We start from the raw sequence: 16882 nt of genomic DNA on the forward strand, positions 1-16882 counted from the left end.
GGAGGTAAATATTTTGAAAAGATCAGTTGTTTTTGATATGGATGGTGTTATAGTTAATACCGAATACTTTTACTTTAAAAGAAGAATGCAGTTTTTTGATGAACTAAAAATAAAACCAGGTTCAAAAAAAATTGAAGATTTTATAGGACTCACTAATTCAATGATTTGGAACGTCCTGATTCCGGGTGACGCCAATATACGCAAAACCTTACAAGAAAAATACATTAAATATTGTAACGAACATCCAGCATATTTTCCAAAACTATTAAATCCTTCTGTAAAAAAACTATTTAGAGAATTAAAAAGTAAAAAAATAAACATAGCTATTGCTTCATCTTCAGCCAAAAATGAAATTTTAAGAATGTTAGAAGAATGTCAGCTTAAGTCTTATGTGGACTTTGTAATAAGCGGAGAAGAATGTAAAAAAAGCAAACCAGATCCTGAAATTTACACTCTAGCCGTTAGTGCTTTAAAATCACTTCCAAAAGAGGTTATAGCTGTAGAAGACTCAAAGCTCGGAATTCGCTCTGGAAAATCAGCTGGTTTAACAGTAGCAGCATTAGTACAAAAGGATTATTACGTTGATCAATCTGAAGCAGACTATAAAATCAACGATTTATTAGAGTTAATTTCAATAATATAGACTTGTCTACAAAACAAAGAGAGAGTTTTGAGCCACATCTCTCTTTTTCATAATCCGTTGAAAATTTGAGCTTTTGAACATAAATAGTTTAACTATAGTTATTTACTTCTACTTACCATATTTAAAGGATCTCTCGTCTGCATAAATATTTTTCCTGGTCCTTTAAACACACATACCAAGCCCTCTCCTCCAGTTATTGAACCTAAAACACCATTTGATAGCTCAACACTATATTCCATATTACTGTTCCATAACACAAGCTGGTTTGTATCTACTATATACTGTTCATTGTAATCTAAAACTTTCTCATGTATAGCACCATATGCAGCTACAAAAAGTACTCCTGTACCTTCTGCTTCAATTTGGACTATACCCTCTCCAGATAAAAATCCTTTTCCACCACCTGACTTTATATTTAGCTTTATACCATCTGTACATGCTAAAAAGTTTGTTTTTCCAAGCCTATATTTTATTGTTCCATCCATTTCTACAGCTTGTATATCTCCTAAATATTTAGGTGCAAGCAAAACTTCACCGTTATCATTTGCTGTATATTCCTGTTGAAACATAGATTCTCCTGAAAATAATCTTCCAATGGCTCTTCCTAAACTTCCAGCTCTTGATTTTATATCAAAAGTTGGGCTCATTCCAACCATTGCTCCAGCTTCCATCAAAATTTTATCACCACGTTCAGCGTTAATTTTAAGTAATTTATTAGTATGTCCATAAAGTAATTCATATTTTATTGCCATAATACCCACTCCCATTTATAAAATTATTTTAATCACATTATATAGTATTTTATACTACATTTCAATATTTATAAGAAAAAATATTATTTTAAAATTAATGATATAATTAACTCAACTATAATTTATTGCACGCCTTTAATTATAATACAGCAGCAAAGGAAGTAAGGCATGAAATTGAGATAGGCTATTGTCCTAAATTACTATCCGGAAATGAATCAGTTGCTTCCTATGATTACATTTTTTTAGGAACTCCAAATTGGTTTAAATCATTTGCTCCACCCATATTAAGTTTTTTAAAAAGCGTTGATTTGCAAGGAAAAACAATTATTCCATTTTGCACTCATGGCGGTGGTGGCTTAGGCCAAATTCAAATTAACATTGAGAAAGAATGTCCAAAATCAACAGTCCTTTCTGGATTTGCAGCCATGAGTAATTTTGATAATGAGGAAGTTAGAAACTGGATTAAAAAAATCGACTTATAAAAATAAATAATTAATAATGGAGCTGAAGCTTATTTAAAATAAGTTTCAGCTCCATTATTAATAACATATCCATTTTTAGGTACTTGAAATAAAATAAGAATTAAATTTAAAATATCTACAGCAGAAGATGCTGCATTTAAAATAATAAAAAATGCAATCAATCCATTAAATCCATTAAAAACACCTAAAATAACTGGAAAAGCAATAGAAATTATTACAACTGGCATAATAGAAATAACTATAAATCTGCTTCTTGATATTTTTTCTGATGTATAAGCAAAACCACCAAGCAATGTAATACCAAAACAAGTTTTATCAGACCTTGCAAAATTAGGCATAAACATGATATGCAGCAATTCATGTATTATGACCAATACAAGCATTGCTAAAATAAAATATATAATATCAAAAATACTTATAGTAAAAGAAAAAGATCTTTCTTCAATAATTTTTCCTATGGGATTATAAAATCTAGTAACAATAAAATTACTAATAAATCCACATATAATCATAATAGGCACAGCTGCTAACACAGCAATTGCTAAACTTTTAGGCTCTTTTAATCTTTTCCAGCCATCCTTAAGCAATTCTTCCGATATATTTTTATCCCCCTGAGGTATTCTTCTAGCAAACTTCATACTTTCCCCCCACTTCATATAGATGCATAACTTGAAAGATTTTAACGGTGTTTTGCCTCAGCATAGTGACTATCTTTTTTCACTGCCATAAACACAAAATAATCTTCTATTTTCCATATCTTCACTCCACCAAATATGGCTATCAACTTATTTTTGTACCATTCCTTCCTCTTAGTAACCATATACATTTTTCCACCAATAACTAACCTATTAAAACCCTTTTCGATAAATTCTTTTGGAACATTAAAATCTGCGTGATATGGTGGATTAGATAAAATTAATGTAAAGTCTTTTTCAGGCAAATCCTTAAGCCCATCACTTTCATATATCTTAACCTCAGGCACTCCATTTAATATAGCATTTTCTTTTGCGCATTTAACTGCCGCATTCATCTTATCTAACATAACTACATTAGAGGCACCTATAATTTTTGCTGCTAAAACTCCTACTACTCCATACCCGCAGCCTAAATCTAATACTTTATCACTACTCTCAAAATCTATTACTGAAAGCATTGCTAAGGTTCCTTTATCAATACCTTTAGGCGAAAAAAGCTCAGGCTCAACTCTAAATTTCATATCAATATCTTTAATCCTGACTCCAATTATATTTTTATCCACGATTTATTCCTCCAACTATGTTGTCCAGAACTGCAAATTATTTCTTCATTTTATTATACTATTTTTTTCAACTTTATAAAGTTTTCCCCAGAACTTTCTTCAACATATTCTTGGCAGCATCTCTCCATCTAAAGTATTTAAAATTCTTTTTCCACCAAAAGAATTTTCTATATAAACAATTTGTTCTAAATCCTCAGTAAAACTCCCTATAATACTAGCATTCTGACACTGTTTTAAACTTTGGAGCTTATGCAAAACCTCTTCGGCCACTTCACTTTTCACTACAATTACAACTCTTCCCTCACAGGCCATATAAAGAGGATCTAATCCAAGCATTTTATTTATTCCTTTTACTTCTCTTAAAACTGGAATATTTTTTTCAACAAGTCTTATTCCAAGCTTTGCTATATCAGAAATTTCATTTAATATTTCGGCAAGTCCACCTCTAGTTGGATCCTTCATTACCTTTATGCAGGGATAATATTCTTTAATTGCTTCTACAATTGGGCAAACTGAAGCACAATCACTTTTAATATGACTTTTTACATCTATGTTGTATCTTTCAAGAGTTATAGCAGTACCGTGATTTCCTACATCTCCACTTACAATTATTTTATCTCCAGCTTCAATCTTCTTCATTTCATAGTTGTTTTGTATAACACCAACTCCAGCAGTATTTATAAATATTCTATCTGCTGAACCTTTCTCAACTACCTTTGTGTCCCCAGTTACAATCTTAACCCCAGAAAGTTTACATTGCTTTGCCATTTCTTCAACTATTAAATCAAGAATCTCGATTGAAAACCCTTCCTCTATTATAAAACCTGCACTTAAATATAGAGGTTTTGCTCCAGACACCGCCAAGTCATTTACAGTTCCACAAACTGCAAGTTTTCCAATATTTCCTCCAGAAAAAAATAATGGCTTTACAACAAATGAATCCGTAGTAAAAGCCATTTTACCAGTATCCACAGTAAGTAAAGCAGAATCTATTCCACTAGTTAATATGCTGTTATTAAAATGTTTATAAAAAATACCTTTTATTAATTCACTCGTATATTTTCCACCATCACCATGAATTAATTCAATTGTTTCATTCATGAGTTTCTACCTCCAAATTTAAAATAAATAGCACATGAACCTTCTGAAGATACCATGCATGGCCCAACTGGATGAGACGGTGTACACTTTGTGCCAAAGAACTCACAATCAATTGGGTGTTTTTTCCCTAATATAATCTCACCACATACACAACTATTTTCTTTTTTCTCTTTTATCAAAAGCTTAAATTTTTTTAATGCATCAAATTCCTCGTACTTTTTATTTAAATATAGAGCTGAATTTTCAACCTTACCAATTCCTCTCCATATGCAATCTCCTATAAAAAAGCATTCTTCAATAATTCTCTTTGCGACCAAGTTTCCATAGGAAGTTACACATTCTCTGTACAAGTTTTCAAACTTACTTTCTTTTTGATTTATTAAGAAATAAATAGCTGCTACAATGTCCAAGCTTTCAAACCCTGTTACCACTGCCGAAATATTGTATTCTTCCTTAATAAACTTAAAATAGTCAGCTCCAGTTATAACTGCCACATGACCTGGACATATAATACCATCTATCTTAGAATCTCTATCCTCTAATATGCTTTTTAAGACTGGCTTCATAATTTTCAAACAGCTTAAAATAGAAAAATTATTGATATTATTTTCCTTTGCCCTTTTCACAGCAAGTCCAATTAATGGAGCAGTAGTTTCAAACCCAATTGCCAAAAAAACCACTTCAAAATTCTTATTTTCTTCTGCAATTTTAAGTGCATCTAAGGGAGAATATACTATTTTCACTTTTATACCCTTTCGTCTTTGTTCCGTCAAGCTTTCACTACTGCCTTTTACTTTCATCAAATCACCAAAGGTTGTTAATATAACATTTTCTCTTTTTATAATTTCTATAGCTGTATCTATATATCCCTCTGAAGTAACACACACTGGACATCCTGGCCCTGATATTAAATTTATTTTAGGATAAAGTAAATCCCTTATACCAAATTTAGATATACTTTGTGTGTGGGTACCGCATATCTCCATTATATTAAATTTCTCTACAGGAGAATTTTTAATTTTATTAACCAAGCTTAATACAATTTTCCCTCTATCCATCACTTATTTCCTCTTTAAATACTTTTTCTAAATAATTAAAATATTCACTATCAATTTTTTCTATTCCAAAACCAGCATGTATTAAAATTAAATCTCCTATATTAACATCCTCTACAAGTTCAATATCAACATCTTTCTCTATTCCCATAATATCAACTCTAGCTATATTATTATTAACAGCTTTTATTTTTCCTGGAACTGCAAGACACACTTTAATCACCCCACTTCCAGAGTACAGATTGCAAAGAACAGAGTGCAATGAAGGTTGATTTATCCTCCTTACGTCATATAAATCTTAAAGTTATATATTACGGGTTTGAGCCATTAAATTTAAAATTTTCTGCTTAGGCACAAAATCATCCTTCACTGTACTCTCTACTCTGTACTCTTTTTTTTAATTACTGCTGCTGCAGCCGCAATTTGCCCAAATGAAATTCCACCATCATTTATTGGTATTTTACAGTTAAAAAAAACTTTTAATCCACTTTGGCTTAGTTCATCATATACTGCTTTAAGCAAATGCTCATTTTCAAATACTCCTCCACTCAAAACAACCTTTGATATGTTATATATTTTAGTTAGCTTAAAAACTAAATCGCAGGTAAGCTTTGAAATAGTATTGTGAAACTTAGATGATATTACTGCTTTATTAACCCTATCTTCTATATCACAAAGCACTCCATAAATAATTTCCTTAACCCCTATTATAAAAATATTATCTTCGGTTTTTATTTTGTATTTATAGTATCCTTCCACAGCTTCATCTACAATATTTTCTAAAGCTATAGCTGCTTCCGCATCATATGTAATAAAATTTTTAACACCTATTAAAGCTGCTATGCAATCAAAAAATCTTCCGATACTTGAAGCTTTATAGCAATTAAGTGATGACTTTAATGCCTGTACAACCATATTAAGCTTATCCTCATCAATATTTTTTATAAAGTTATTTTTGCAGCCACAGTGATATAAATAGCTCACAGCACATCTCCATGGCTCCTTTATTGCTGCATCTCCACCCTGAAGGTTTATATACTCAAAATGACCTACTCTTTTAAAGCTCGCTCTATCGCCAACAAAGAACTCTCCTCCCCATATATTACCATCTAGTCCAAATCCAGTCCCATCATATATAACTCCAATAACCTCTTCTGAAATATTATGCTCTGCCATACAGCTAACCATATGAGCATGATGATGCTGTACTCTTAATTTTATTCCTTCTTTGCTGTATCCATTTGAAGTGTAAGAAGGATGCATATCGCAAACCCATACCTTTGGCTTTACGTCTAACAATTTCATCAAATGCTTTAAAACATATTGGTAATTTTCATAACAATTTAAGTTTTCAAGTTTGCCTAAGTATTGGCTTGTATATATATTTGAATTTTTAGAAAGTGAAACACTGCTTTTTTCCTGCGAACCTAAAGAGACAATGTTATCTTTTATATCAATATGCTGTGTTGAAGGAGAATATCCTCTGCCCATTCTTATAACACATTCCTTACTCATAAATACTTTTACAACGGAATCGTCAACTGGAACATAAATTTCCCTATTGTGCATTAAAAAATAATCCGCTGCACTTTTAAGATGGTTAAATGCACTCTTATTTTTATATTCAATTGGACACCCACTTATGTTTCCGCTGGTCATTATAAGCATATCTACTTGCTCCAACATCAGAAAATGCAATGGCGCATAAGGAAGCATAACACCAAGTTTTTTTTGCCCTGGTGCTATATTCTCTGGAAGCTTCATATGGTCTTTCTTTTTTAAAATTACAATAGGTCTTTTTCTGCTTCGCAAAACCTGTTCTTCTTTTTCACCTATCTCACAAAACTCTCTTACTGTATTTATATCCTTCATCATAACGGCCAAAGGTTTACTTGGTCTCCTTTTTCTGCTTCTAAGCTCGGCTATAGCTTTTTCGTTTCTTCCGCTGCAAACTAAATGAAAACCACCTATACCTTTTATTGCTATTATTTTACCCATTTTTATAAATTTAATGGTTTCATCAATTATATCCAAGCCTTCTTGAACCTTCCCCAAATTATCTATGAGTAGTAACGAAGGACCACATTCTACGCAGCAATTAGTTTCTGCATGAAATCTTCTGTCCTCTGGATTATGGTATTCTTCATTACAACTGCTGCAAATTTTAAAAGGCTCCATAGTTGTATTTTCTCTATCGTAAGGAAGCTTTTTTATTATGGAATACCTAGGACCACATTTAGTACAATTTGTAAATGCATAGTTATATCTTTTTCCTTTTTTATTCATAATATCTCTAACGCAGGCCTCACAGGTACCCATATCCGGTGGTATAAATTTTTCTGTAGCTATTTCATCAGAACTTTCCCTAATTTTAAAATTATCATAAGGCACATAAACCAAAGATATACAGCTTATTTTATTTATAACTGCTGGGCTTGGAGGATTTTTAGCCACTGTAAGCATAAATTTTTTTATATTAGGCGCAGTTCCAGTTATATCAATAGTAACAGCTCCACCATTGTTATTCACCCAGCCCTTAATTTCATACTTCCTTGCAGTATTATATACAAATGGTCTAAAACCTACTCCTTGAACTATTCCATATATGTTTACTAAATATCTTTTTTTAAAGTTATCCTTCAGCTAAGTCACCTTCTATATTTTTAATAATTGCAGTTTCATCCGGCAAATCTCCAATTTCTATTTTTATCTCTGTAGAAGTACCTATTAAATCTTCATTATAGCTTTTTAGATATTCCGATAGATTATTTGAATTTATATGGCTATCCTTATTTACAATAACTGCCATTTTGCTTACCTTAACAATTTTCCCTCGTTTACAGCACTCAGCAAGTCCTTGTGATATTTTGCTTAATAATATAGTATCATGCATAAAACTATCCCCTTTCAACTATTTAATTACTCCTACCTTAGGTAGACCTTCCAGTATTTTCCCTCCTCCCTTATGACAAGAATTAAACTCCTTAGTTAGATCATTTCCAGCATACAAACCAAAATGAGTTCCACCACCCCAAGATGGGACTAAACTTAGGTCATACACAATTCCATCAACAGCTACATATGCTGGAGCTCCATTAGCACCATTGTATTTTGATAATTCCTCTAAAGTAAATTGTCTTTCATTTTGTCTTAGACTATTATCATTTTTTAATTTTTCAACTTCTTTTCTTACAAGCTTTCCGTAATAATCCTTTAGATATGGACACACTGTCTTCAGCATGCAAGAGGTATAATAATCAATTTTTCTTAATTCTTTATGCATATCAAATCCTCCTAAATTCTAGAGGTAATTTCCTTTAAAACCTTATTTGAAATTGCATCAATATTGTTTTTAATTACATTGCTTAAACCATACTTAAAGCTAATCTCTCCTATCTCAATACCTATGATATATCCATTAATATTTTTAAAGTAAAGCTTCATTAAATCAACAATACTGCAGTCGTGTTGAGTATAATATTTCTTTTGTCCTTTATATTTTTCTAATGAGATGACGGTTATTTCTCCAGGCTTTTTCCCATAATAAACTGCATCTATAAAAAATATAAAGTCGCCATCTTCTATTAACGAAAGAGAGTATCCAAAATCCGTTTCTCCAATTATAACCTCTATATTCTTCTTAATAAGTTCCCCTTTAATTTTCTCCAAAACTACAATAGCAACGCCATCATCCTCCATAAGCGTATTACCAATTGCAATAGCCTTAACTTTCATACTATTACCTTTATATCAATTGGTTCATATTTGTCACTTATCAAATGCGTTGCACAGGAAACACATGGATCAAAGGATCTCATAATTCTTCCAACCTCTATAGGTTCCTTTATATCCTTTATTTTTGTTCCAAGTAAAGCTTTTTCTCCAACTCCAGGTGTGCCTTTTTCATCCTTTGGGCTCATGTTCCACACCGTTGGTGTTATTATGTTGTAATACTTTATAAGTTTATTTTCTATTTTAACCCAATGTCCCAAAGCTCCCCTTGTAGTATCTGTTAAACCAGCTCCAAAACCTTCCTGTGGAATATCATAAATTTTTTGACTACTTGGAAGCAATTTAATTCGTTTTGCTAACTCTTCCATAATTCCTATTATCTTTTTAGTTTCTAATACCCTTGCTATATTTCTATCCATGCATGAACTTCCTCCATTGTACTCACCAGAGAGTTTCAACCTAGCTAAAGGGCCTACTTCCATAGGATATCCATTATAATTAGGTGATTTTATAAAACTATATGCTTCTTTTTTATCTAAATTAATCTCATCTATGCTATTCTCCCATGGAGCTTCATTTTGTTTATCACTTACATACCAGCTGTGAAGTATATTTTCTGTTATTTTGTTTTTATCAAATTTTTCTTTGTTACCTCTAATAATTACTCCAGGCTTAACGTAGCTTATTTCTGGATCTATATAATGATCAAAAACACCATAGCTCATAAAATTGTTGTAGGTTTCACCCATTTTAAAATAATCCTCGTAATATTTAGAAATAGTCTCAATATCCTCTAACATAATATTAATAAATTCTTTTAATTGAGCTATTATTGATTTAACCTTTTCTAATTTATAGGAATCTATATTAACTGTAACACCACCAACAAAGATACCATGGGAATGAGGAGCTTTCCCTCCAAGTACAGCTAATCCTTCATGAGCCAATCTGCTATATTTAATGCTCTCAATGCTGTTATTTGCTATGATTTCATTCTTATCCTTAGGAAGCCTATAATCGTTGTATTGATTTGAGTAAAGTGGATTTATCTCTGGCATTTTCACATAGCTTGGGACCGTTAAATTATAAAATTGTCTCAAATGATTTTGAATAAACTCAAAGCCATGGATTAAATCTCTCATGTATAAATCATTTAAGTCCACCTGAATTTTTAATGCATCCTCTAATGCCATAGTAGATGCTACCGCATGTGCTGTAGAACATATTCCACAAATCCTTTCGGTAAAATATACTGCATCTAACGGTTGCCTACTTTTAAGCATCTTTTCAAAACCTCTAAACAAAAGACCGCTTGTTTCAGCATTTGTAATTGTATTATCATAAACTTCTACCTTAGTTTCTAAAAATCCACTAATTCTGGTTATAGGATCAATTACTATTTTCATATACTCCCCCTATCTCTAGCTTAATATCTTACAAATGGTTCCATTCCATCTGGAAATCTTGAGTTTGCGCATCCAATGCAAGTGGTGTTATCTTGTACCGGCCAATTTACATATCCATTCCATTTTCTTCTTGGGCAATCTGTCTTAGTTACAGGCCCTCTGCATCCTAATTTAAACATACAGCCCTCTTCTCCAAACTTTTTTGCAAAAATTCCACTATCAAAGTATCCTCTTCTTGTACAATTATCATGAATAGTTGAACCATAAAATAAAATTGGCCTCATCTCGCTGTCAAGCTTAGGCTTTCCAAAAGCAACTAAATGTGCAATGGTTCCAACAACCCAATCTGGATGACAAGGGCACCCCGGCAGTTTTATAACTTCTCTGTTTATTACCTCTGCTACACTTCTACTTAGGGACGGATTGGGTCTTGCAGAAGAAACGCCACCATAAGCTGCACAAGTTCCAACTGCCAATACATATTTTGCTCTCTCTCCTGCCATTTTCACTGCCTCCAAGGCTGTAACAGGTTTTCCATTATAATTAGCTACTATATTGTAGGCACCATTTTCTTTAGTAGACACAGCACCATCAACTAATAGTATAAATTCAGTGTTTAAAGTATCTAAAAAAGACTTAAAAGCATATTCTCCTTCTGAAGTCATCAAAGTATTGTTATATGTTAAATTAACTAGCTTACTCAATATATAATCTAATCCTGGATTTTCGCTATTCAAAAAAGAAATTATATTTCCTGAACATCCTGTAACCTCAAGCCACATAGCATTTATCTTTTTTATCTGTCTGCTCTTGATTAATGCTCCTGCTTCTTCAGCTAATCTTTTTGCACTTACTTCTTTTTCTTCAGTCATTGGACATTTACTTCTATCCTTTACACCCATTTAATTACTCCACAAATTAATCATACATATATACTATTTATATATTTAAATTTATTTTAATATGCAGTATACTTTAATTTTTTCACAGGTTATAATTTAATAATTTTGCATCTACTTTTCAATTTAAAAATATAGGTTTACTAATTAATTGCCCCAAGAAAAATAAGTTTGCAAAAAAAGTCGAATTTTGTTGACAAGCAGTTCATTTAACATTAATATATATATCATACTATTCCACTAAGTTTTGTTATATTTCTTTGGAGAGGTGACCAAAAATATGAATATAAATTGGCAATTTATTGCTAAAAGTTTGCCATTATACGAAAAAGCAGCTTTACTTACGCTTAAACTTGCATTTTGGGGAATATTATTTTCCATATTACTGGGAATTATATGCAGCCTTATACAGTACTATAAAATCAAAGGTTTAAACATATTAGTTAAAGGATATATACAGCTTTCTCGTAACACCCCGCTGCTTATTCAACTATTTTTCTTATACTACGGGCTTACTAAATTTGGTTTGAAAATGAGTGAAAATACCTGTGCTATAATTGGACTTACTTTTCTAGGTGGGAGTTATATGTCCGAATCCTTTAGAAGTGGTATTGAAGCTGTTGAAAAAATACAAATTGAATCTGGTCTCAGCCTGGGACTTTCAAATTTTCAACTTGCTAGATATATAATATTTCCTCAAGCATTTTCGGTAAGTATACCATCCTTAAGTGCAAATTGCATATTTTTACTAAAAGAAACTTCTATCCTAGGCGCAATATCAATTTTAGATCTTATGAATGTAACTAAGGACTTAATAGGCATGTATTATCAAACCTTTGAATCACTTTTAATGCTTGTAGTTGCATATTTAATCATACTTTTGCCTTTGTCAATATTTCTTACCTGGGTAGAAAGGAAGGTTCGCTATGCAGAACTTGGGAATTAACGTAATCTTTGATGGAAAGAATATAGAACGCTTATTCGGAGGATTACTAACAACTATAGAAATTGCTTTTATCTCTATTATTATAGGTTCACTTTTAGGTATATTAATCGGGATTATTAGAACCTCAAAATCAAAACCTATACGCTTTATTAATCGCTTATATTTAGAGGCATTTAGAATAATACCGACTTTAGTTTGGCTCTTTATTTTTTATTTTGGAGTCACCACTATATTAAACATAGAATTAAGCGGAGAATTAGTTTCAATAGTAGTGTTTAGCCTTTGGGGGGCAGCAGAAATGGGTGATATAGTCCGTGGTGCATTAGAATCTCTTCCTAAACACCAAATTGAATCTGGAAAAGCTATAGGGCTTAATTTCTTGGCACTTTATAGGTATATTCTTATACCGCAAGCTTTAAGAAGAATTCTTCCGGGAGCTATAAACCTGTCTACAAGAATGATTAAAACAACCTCCTTAGTAGTTTTAATAGGAGTTATGGATGTTACAAAAATAGGACAACAGATTATAGAACTTTCTCGCCTAAAAGTGCCTACCGCATCCTTTTGGGTTTATGGAATTATCTTCGTACTATACTTTATAATTTGTTACCCACTATCGTTACTTTCAAAAAAATTAGAGGCTAAATGGCAATACTAAGGAGGCTTTGAAATTATGCAGGATAAGGAAATACTAATTAAAATTAACAATTTGCAAAAACAATTTAAAGAAAAAAATGTGCTAAATGGCATCAATCTAAATATAAAAAAAGGTGAAGTAGTGGTTATTTTAGGTCCTTCCGGTTGTGGAAAAAGTACTCTGCTTAGATGCCTTAATGGCCTTGAAACTATCCAAGGTGGCGATATTAAGTTTGCTAATAAAAGCCTTACAGATAAAAATATAAATTGGCAAGAGATTCGCCAAAAAATAGGAATGGTATTTCAAAGCTATGAACTTTTTCCACACATGACCGTCATTGAAAATATACTTTTAGGACCAACTAAGGTTCAAAAAAGAGATAAAAATGAAGTGTTAAAACAAGCTGAGGAATTACTAAATAAAGTTGGACTGCTTGACCGTAAAAACTCTTATCCACGTGAACTTTCTGGAGGACAAAAGCAAAGAATAGCCATAGTTAGGGCTCTATGCATGAATCCTGAAATAATGCTGTTTGATGAAGTTACAGCTTCCCTTGACCCAGAAATGGTTAGAGAAGTTTTAGAGGTTATATTAAATCTTGCAAAACAAGGCATGACAATGGTAATTGTAACTCATGAGATGAACTTTGCTGAAGCTGTAGCAGATAAAATAATATTTATAGACAATGGTAAAATATGTGAAGCTTCTAGTCCAAAAGAATTTTTTACAAAGCCTAAAACTGAAAGAGCCAAACAATTTTTAAATATATTTCAATACTAAAAAAAACAAAAAGGAGATTATCTATGAAAAACTTAAGAAGATTTTTATCAACAGTACTTGCTGCAACAATAATTGCTGGGGGATTAGTTGGCTGTAGTTCCTCAAATTCAACAAGCACAAAATCATCAAATAGCTCCATTGAAGCAATAAAAAAACGTGGTAACATAAGAATTGGGGTATTCAGTGATAAGTCTCCATTTGGCTACGTAGATTCTAATGGTAAAAACCAAGGCTTTGATGTATATATTGCTAAAAGACTTGCAAAAGATTTACTAGGGGATGAATCAAAGGTTAAATTTGTACTAGTTGATGCTCAAAGCAGAGTATCTTACCTTCAAACAAATAAAGTTGATATAATAATGGCGAACTTTACGGTTACAGACGAAAGAAAGCAAAAGGTTGATTTTGCAAATCCTTATATGAAGGTTTCTCTTGGAATTGTATCACCAAATAATGCACAAATCACTTCAGTTGAGCAATTAAAAGGTAAAAAGGTTATAGTTGCAAAAGGCACAACCGCTGAAACTTACATGACAAAAAATCTTTCAGATGTCCAACTAGTAAAATTTGATCAATACTCAGAAATTTTTGAAGCTTTAAAGGACAAACGTGGTGACGCTTTAGTTAGTGATAACACAGAAGTACTTGCATGGGCAAAGCAGAATCCTGGCTTTACTGTTGGAGTAGCAAGCTTTGGAGGGCAAGACACTATAGCTCCTGCTGTTGCAAAAGGAAACACAGAGCTTCTTAACTGGATTAATAAGGACCTTGAAAGTCTCGGAAAAGAAAACTTCATACACAAAGCCTATGACGAAACATTAAAATCAACATATGGTGATAAATATGAGGACAACCTTGTTATTGAAGGTGGAAAATTAAAATAGCAATCATATATAGATAAAGCCTAAATCTTAAAATTCTAAGATTTAGGCTTTATTTAAATTGTGACTACAGTTATAAACATCGTTAATAATTTACATATCTTAATTTCTACCTTTAATCTTAAATTTAAGAACCTCAACTTTTAATTTTTCAGCTAATTTTTCAAGATTATCAGCATGCTTTGTAAATTCATGCATAGTAGATGTTATTTCTTCTGTTGACGCTGTAACCTCTTGTGTTGAGGCTGCTGTCTCTTCTGATATAGCAGATATATTCTCAATTTCTGTTACTGTACTCTGTTTTGCACTATTTATATCACCAACAGAAACCTTTACATCATAAACCTTATCAATCATTACTTGTATTGCCTTCAATATTTTATTAAATATTTGTTCAGTTTCTTCTGCTGCTGTATATTGTTCTTTTACTATGTTTTCGGTAGATATTATAGCCTCTACTGCTACACTAGATTTCTTTTGTATCGTCTCAACTACAGCTTTTATTTCATCTGTAGAAGCTCTGGATTGTTCTGCTAATTTTCTTATTTCATCTGCTACTACAGCAAAACCCTTACCTAATTCTCCTGCACGCGCAGCTTCTATACTTGCATTTAAAGCTAACAAATTAGTTTGCTCTGTTATATCTGATATAGTCTCCGATATAATATTTATTTGCTTTGTACTATCATTCATATCCTTTACTATATCATTCACTTTAATTGTCGCATCCTTATTTTTAGTAGACTTTTCAATTAACACCTTTATCATAGTTAATCCTTTAGTACTTAAATTCTTAGTACCAGAAGAAAGCTTATTCATTTCATTTGAACTTACACTAATTCCATCTAATTTATTAGAAAGTTCATTCATTTCCAATGCACCTTTTTGTGCATTTTCAGCTTGACTTGAGGACCCTTGTGAAACTTCTTCAACAGCCTTTGCTACTTCTCCCATAGATGCTGTAACTTCCTCTGACATATTTGCCAAATTAACAGAAGTATTAAATACCACATCAGCGGATTCCGTAACATTATTCATAAGTGTAGAAATATTATCAATCATAAGATTAAAGGAATCTGCCAAATCTTTAAATTCATCTTCTGTTGTCGAAACTGCTGAAACCGTTAAATCACCATTTGAAGCTTTTGCAAATACCTCCTTTAAACCTTTAATATTATTTGACATACCTTTACTTAAAAGCATAGATACTAACACAGAAATTAGACCTATGATTAGTATTGTTAATAATACAAATTTTAGTATTGAATTCGTATCTTTAGATAATTCTTCATAGCTTAATGTGGCCACTAATTTCCAACCAGTAGTGTTATTTGTTTGATATACTGCAAACTTTTTAATTCCATTGTATTTATACTGAACAAATCCACTCTTTTCATTTTTCGCTTTATTCCAAAATGATAATTTTGCCGCTGTATCCGTTCCAATTAAATCAGTTTTGGGATGTGCTATCATAATTCCAGATGCATTGGAAATAAATATGTATCCAGCTGTTCCAATTTTTTTAGAAGATAAATTTTTCACGAGTGTATCTAAAGAAACGTTTATTGCTGTTACACCAATTACAGCACCATCATTTTCTACAGCTTTTGCTAAGGATACAACTCTTTTACCCGTTTTAGCATCCTTAAAAGGTTCTGTTATCACAACTTTCCCCTTATTCTCTAAGGCTAATTTATACCATGGTCTTTCTTTAGCATTAAATCCTTCTGGCATCTTTTGAATTGGATATATTTGAAACTTTCCACTTTCCGTTCCATAGTATGCACTAAATATTTCTCCATCACTTTCTTTAACTCCCTTTAAAATATCCACTATTTCATTAGCATCATCGCTTTTATCAATACTAATAAAATCGTCATTAGCTGAAATTACCGAAACCATGTGATAATATCCTTTAAAATAATCCGACAAACCATTGTTTACTGCTAAAAGTGTTTGACTACTCGTTACTTGTAATTTATTTTCAAGTATTGATTTTGCCTGAAACCATGAACTATAGCCAGATATACATAATGGTATTACACAAATGGCGAGTAAACTAATAATTAACTTACTTCTAATACTTCTTAGCCTTAGATTCTTTATCTTCATAATTTTGTCCTCCTATTAAGTAAACAATTTATTTTAGTGCTTAACTATACAATTATTATCGATATAAAAATCAATATATTTACTTTTTTCGACTAATTAAAAATATTTTTCGTTTATTTTTTTATTAAAATAATTTTATTAATTTAAATTAATTACATATATTGTTATTATATATTAAAGAACGTACTACATAAAAAT

General features: G+C 31.6%; 18 protein-coding genes and 1 pseudogene. 6 read left to right on the top strand and 13 right to left on the bottom strand.

Translation table 11 applies throughout. The features are described from left to right. Positions 1–13: 13 nt before the first annotated feature. Positions 14–643: an HAD family hydrolase gene (locus ACJDT4_RS02750; protein WP_406786000.1), complete on the top strand. Its 630-nt coding sequence runs from the start codon at positions 14–16 to the stop codon at positions 641–643. Positions 644–741: 98 nt separating this feature from the next. Here the strand turns inward: ACJDT4_RS02750 and ACJDT4_RS02755 are convergent, their stop codons facing one another. Then, a complete protein-coding gene (locus ACJDT4_RS02755) occupies positions 742–1395 on the bottom strand; it encodes a TIGR00266 family protein (protein ID WP_406786001.1) in 654 nt (217 codons plus the stop codon). A gap of 128 nt (positions 1396–1523) precedes the next feature. Here ACJDT4_RS02755 and ACJDT4_RS02760 point away from each other — a divergent pair. Further along, positions 1524–1877 (top strand): annotated as a pseudogene (locus ACJDT4_RS02760) (flavodoxin family protein); the annotation flags it as partial. 29 nt (positions 1878–1906) lie between these two features. On the opposite strand, the gene ACJDT4_RS02765 reads toward ACJDT4_RS02760, so the two are convergent. From ACJDT4_RS02765 to ACJDT4_RS02815, 11 genes are all read right to left on the bottom strand, one after another. Further along, positions 1907–2515, bottom strand: coding sequence for a DUF3267 domain-containing protein (locus ACJDT4_RS02765; RefSeq protein ID WP_406786002.1), 609 nt, complete (start codon positions 2513–2515; stop codon positions 1907–1909). Positions 2516–2556: 41 nt separating this feature from the next. Further along, positions 2557–3135 (bottom strand): class I SAM-dependent methyltransferase, encoded by a 579-nt coding sequence (locus ACJDT4_RS02770; protein WP_406786003.1) that lies wholly within the window; start codon positions 3133–3135, stop codon positions 2557–2559. 99 nt (positions 3136–3234) lie between these two features. Then, complete coding sequence (gene hypE / locus ACJDT4_RS02775; protein WP_406786004.1) at positions 3235–4236, bottom strand: hydrogenase expression/formation protein HypE; 1002 nt, start codon at positions 4234–4236, stop codon at positions 3235–3237. Further along, a complete protein-coding gene (gene hypD, locus ACJDT4_RS02780) occupies positions 4233–5294 on the bottom strand; it encodes a hydrogenase formation protein HypD (protein WP_406786005.1) in 1062 nt (353 codons plus the stop codon). Before hypD ends, hypE begins: the two co-directional genes overlap by 4 nt. Further along, a complete protein-coding gene (locus tag ACJDT4_RS02785; RefSeq protein ID WP_406786006.1) occupies positions 5287–5505 on the bottom strand; it encodes a HypC/HybG/HupF family hydrogenase formation chaperone in 219 nt (72 codons plus the stop codon). Before ACJDT4_RS02785 ends, hypD begins: the two co-directional genes overlap by 8 nt. Before the next feature lie 164 nt (positions 5506–5669). Then, a complete protein-coding gene (gene hypF, locus ACJDT4_RS02790; RefSeq protein WP_406786221.1) occupies positions 5670–7934 on the bottom strand; it encodes a carbamoyltransferase HypF in 2265 nt (754 codons plus the stop codon). Further along, positions 7924–8184, bottom strand: coding sequence for a hypothetical protein (locus ACJDT4_RS02795; RefSeq protein WP_406786007.1), 261 nt, complete (start codon positions 8182–8184; stop codon positions 7924–7926). Before ACJDT4_RS02795 ends, hypF begins: the two co-directional genes overlap by 11 nt. A gap of 18 nt (positions 8185–8202) precedes the next feature. Continuing rightward, a complete protein-coding gene (locus ACJDT4_RS02800) occupies positions 8203–8574 on the bottom strand; it encodes a cytochrome b5 domain-containing protein (RefSeq protein ID WP_406786008.1) in 372 nt (123 codons plus the stop codon). A gap of 11 nt (positions 8575–8585) precedes the next feature. Further along, complete coding sequence (locus ACJDT4_RS02805; RefSeq protein WP_406786009.1) at positions 8586–9026, bottom strand: hydrogenase maturation protease; 441 nt, start codon at positions 9024–9026, stop codon at positions 8586–8588. Then, positions 9023–10429, bottom strand: coding sequence for a nickel-dependent hydrogenase large subunit (locus ACJDT4_RS02810; protein ID WP_406786010.1), 1407 nt, complete (start codon positions 10427–10429; stop codon positions 9023–9025). The genes ACJDT4_RS02805 and ACJDT4_RS02810 overlap by 4 nt, the downstream gene beginning before the upstream one ends. A gap of 20 nt (positions 10430–10449) precedes the next feature. Then, positions 10450–11331, bottom strand: a complete 882-nt coding sequence (locus tag ACJDT4_RS02815) for a hydrogenase small subunit (protein ID WP_406786011.1) — start codon at positions 11329–11331, stop codon at positions 10450–10452. A gap of 277 nt (positions 11332–11608) precedes the next feature. On the opposite strand from ACJDT4_RS02815, the gene ACJDT4_RS02820 reads away from it, so the two are divergent. Genes ACJDT4_RS02820 through ACJDT4_RS02835 form a run of 4 tightly spaced genes read left to right on the top strand, consistent with a single transcriptional unit; the run spans position 11609 to position 14575 of the window. Then, a complete protein-coding gene (locus ACJDT4_RS02820; protein ID WP_406786012.1) occupies positions 11609–12274 on the top strand; it encodes an amino acid ABC transporter permease in 666 nt (221 codons plus the stop codon). Next, positions 12255–12932 carry an amino acid ABC transporter permease gene (locus ACJDT4_RS02825; RefSeq protein ID WP_406786013.1) on the top strand — a complete coding sequence of 226 codons (678 nt, stop codon included), beginning with the start codon at positions 12255–12257 and terminating at the stop codon, positions 12930–12932. Before ACJDT4_RS02820 ends, ACJDT4_RS02825 begins: the two co-directional genes overlap by 20 nt. Positions 12933–12947: 15 nt before the next feature. Further along, positions 12948–13691, top strand: coding sequence for an amino acid ABC transporter ATP-binding protein (locus tag ACJDT4_RS02830; RefSeq protein ID WP_406786014.1), 744 nt, complete (start codon positions 12948–12950; stop codon positions 13689–13691). Positions 13692–13714: 23 nt separating this feature from the next. Further along, positions 13715–14575 (top strand): cysteine ABC transporter substrate-binding protein, encoded by an 861-nt coding sequence (locus ACJDT4_RS02835; RefSeq protein WP_406786015.1) that lies wholly within the window; start codon positions 13715–13717, stop codon positions 14573–14575. Positions 14576–14674: 99 nt separating this feature from the next. On the opposite strand, the gene ACJDT4_RS02840 is transcribed toward ACJDT4_RS02835, so the two are convergent. Then, on the bottom strand, positions 14675–16684 hold the full coding sequence (locus ACJDT4_RS02840) for a methyl-accepting chemotaxis protein (protein ID WP_406786016.1): 2010 nt from the start codon (positions 16682–16684) through the stop codon (positions 14675–14677). Positions 16685–16882 lie beyond the last annotated feature (198 nt).

Source organism: Clostridium neuense, assembly GCF_045310695.1.
Taxonomy (GTDB): domain Bacteria; phylum Bacillota; class Clostridia; order Clostridiales; family Clostridiaceae; genus Clostridium_S; species Clostridium_S neuense.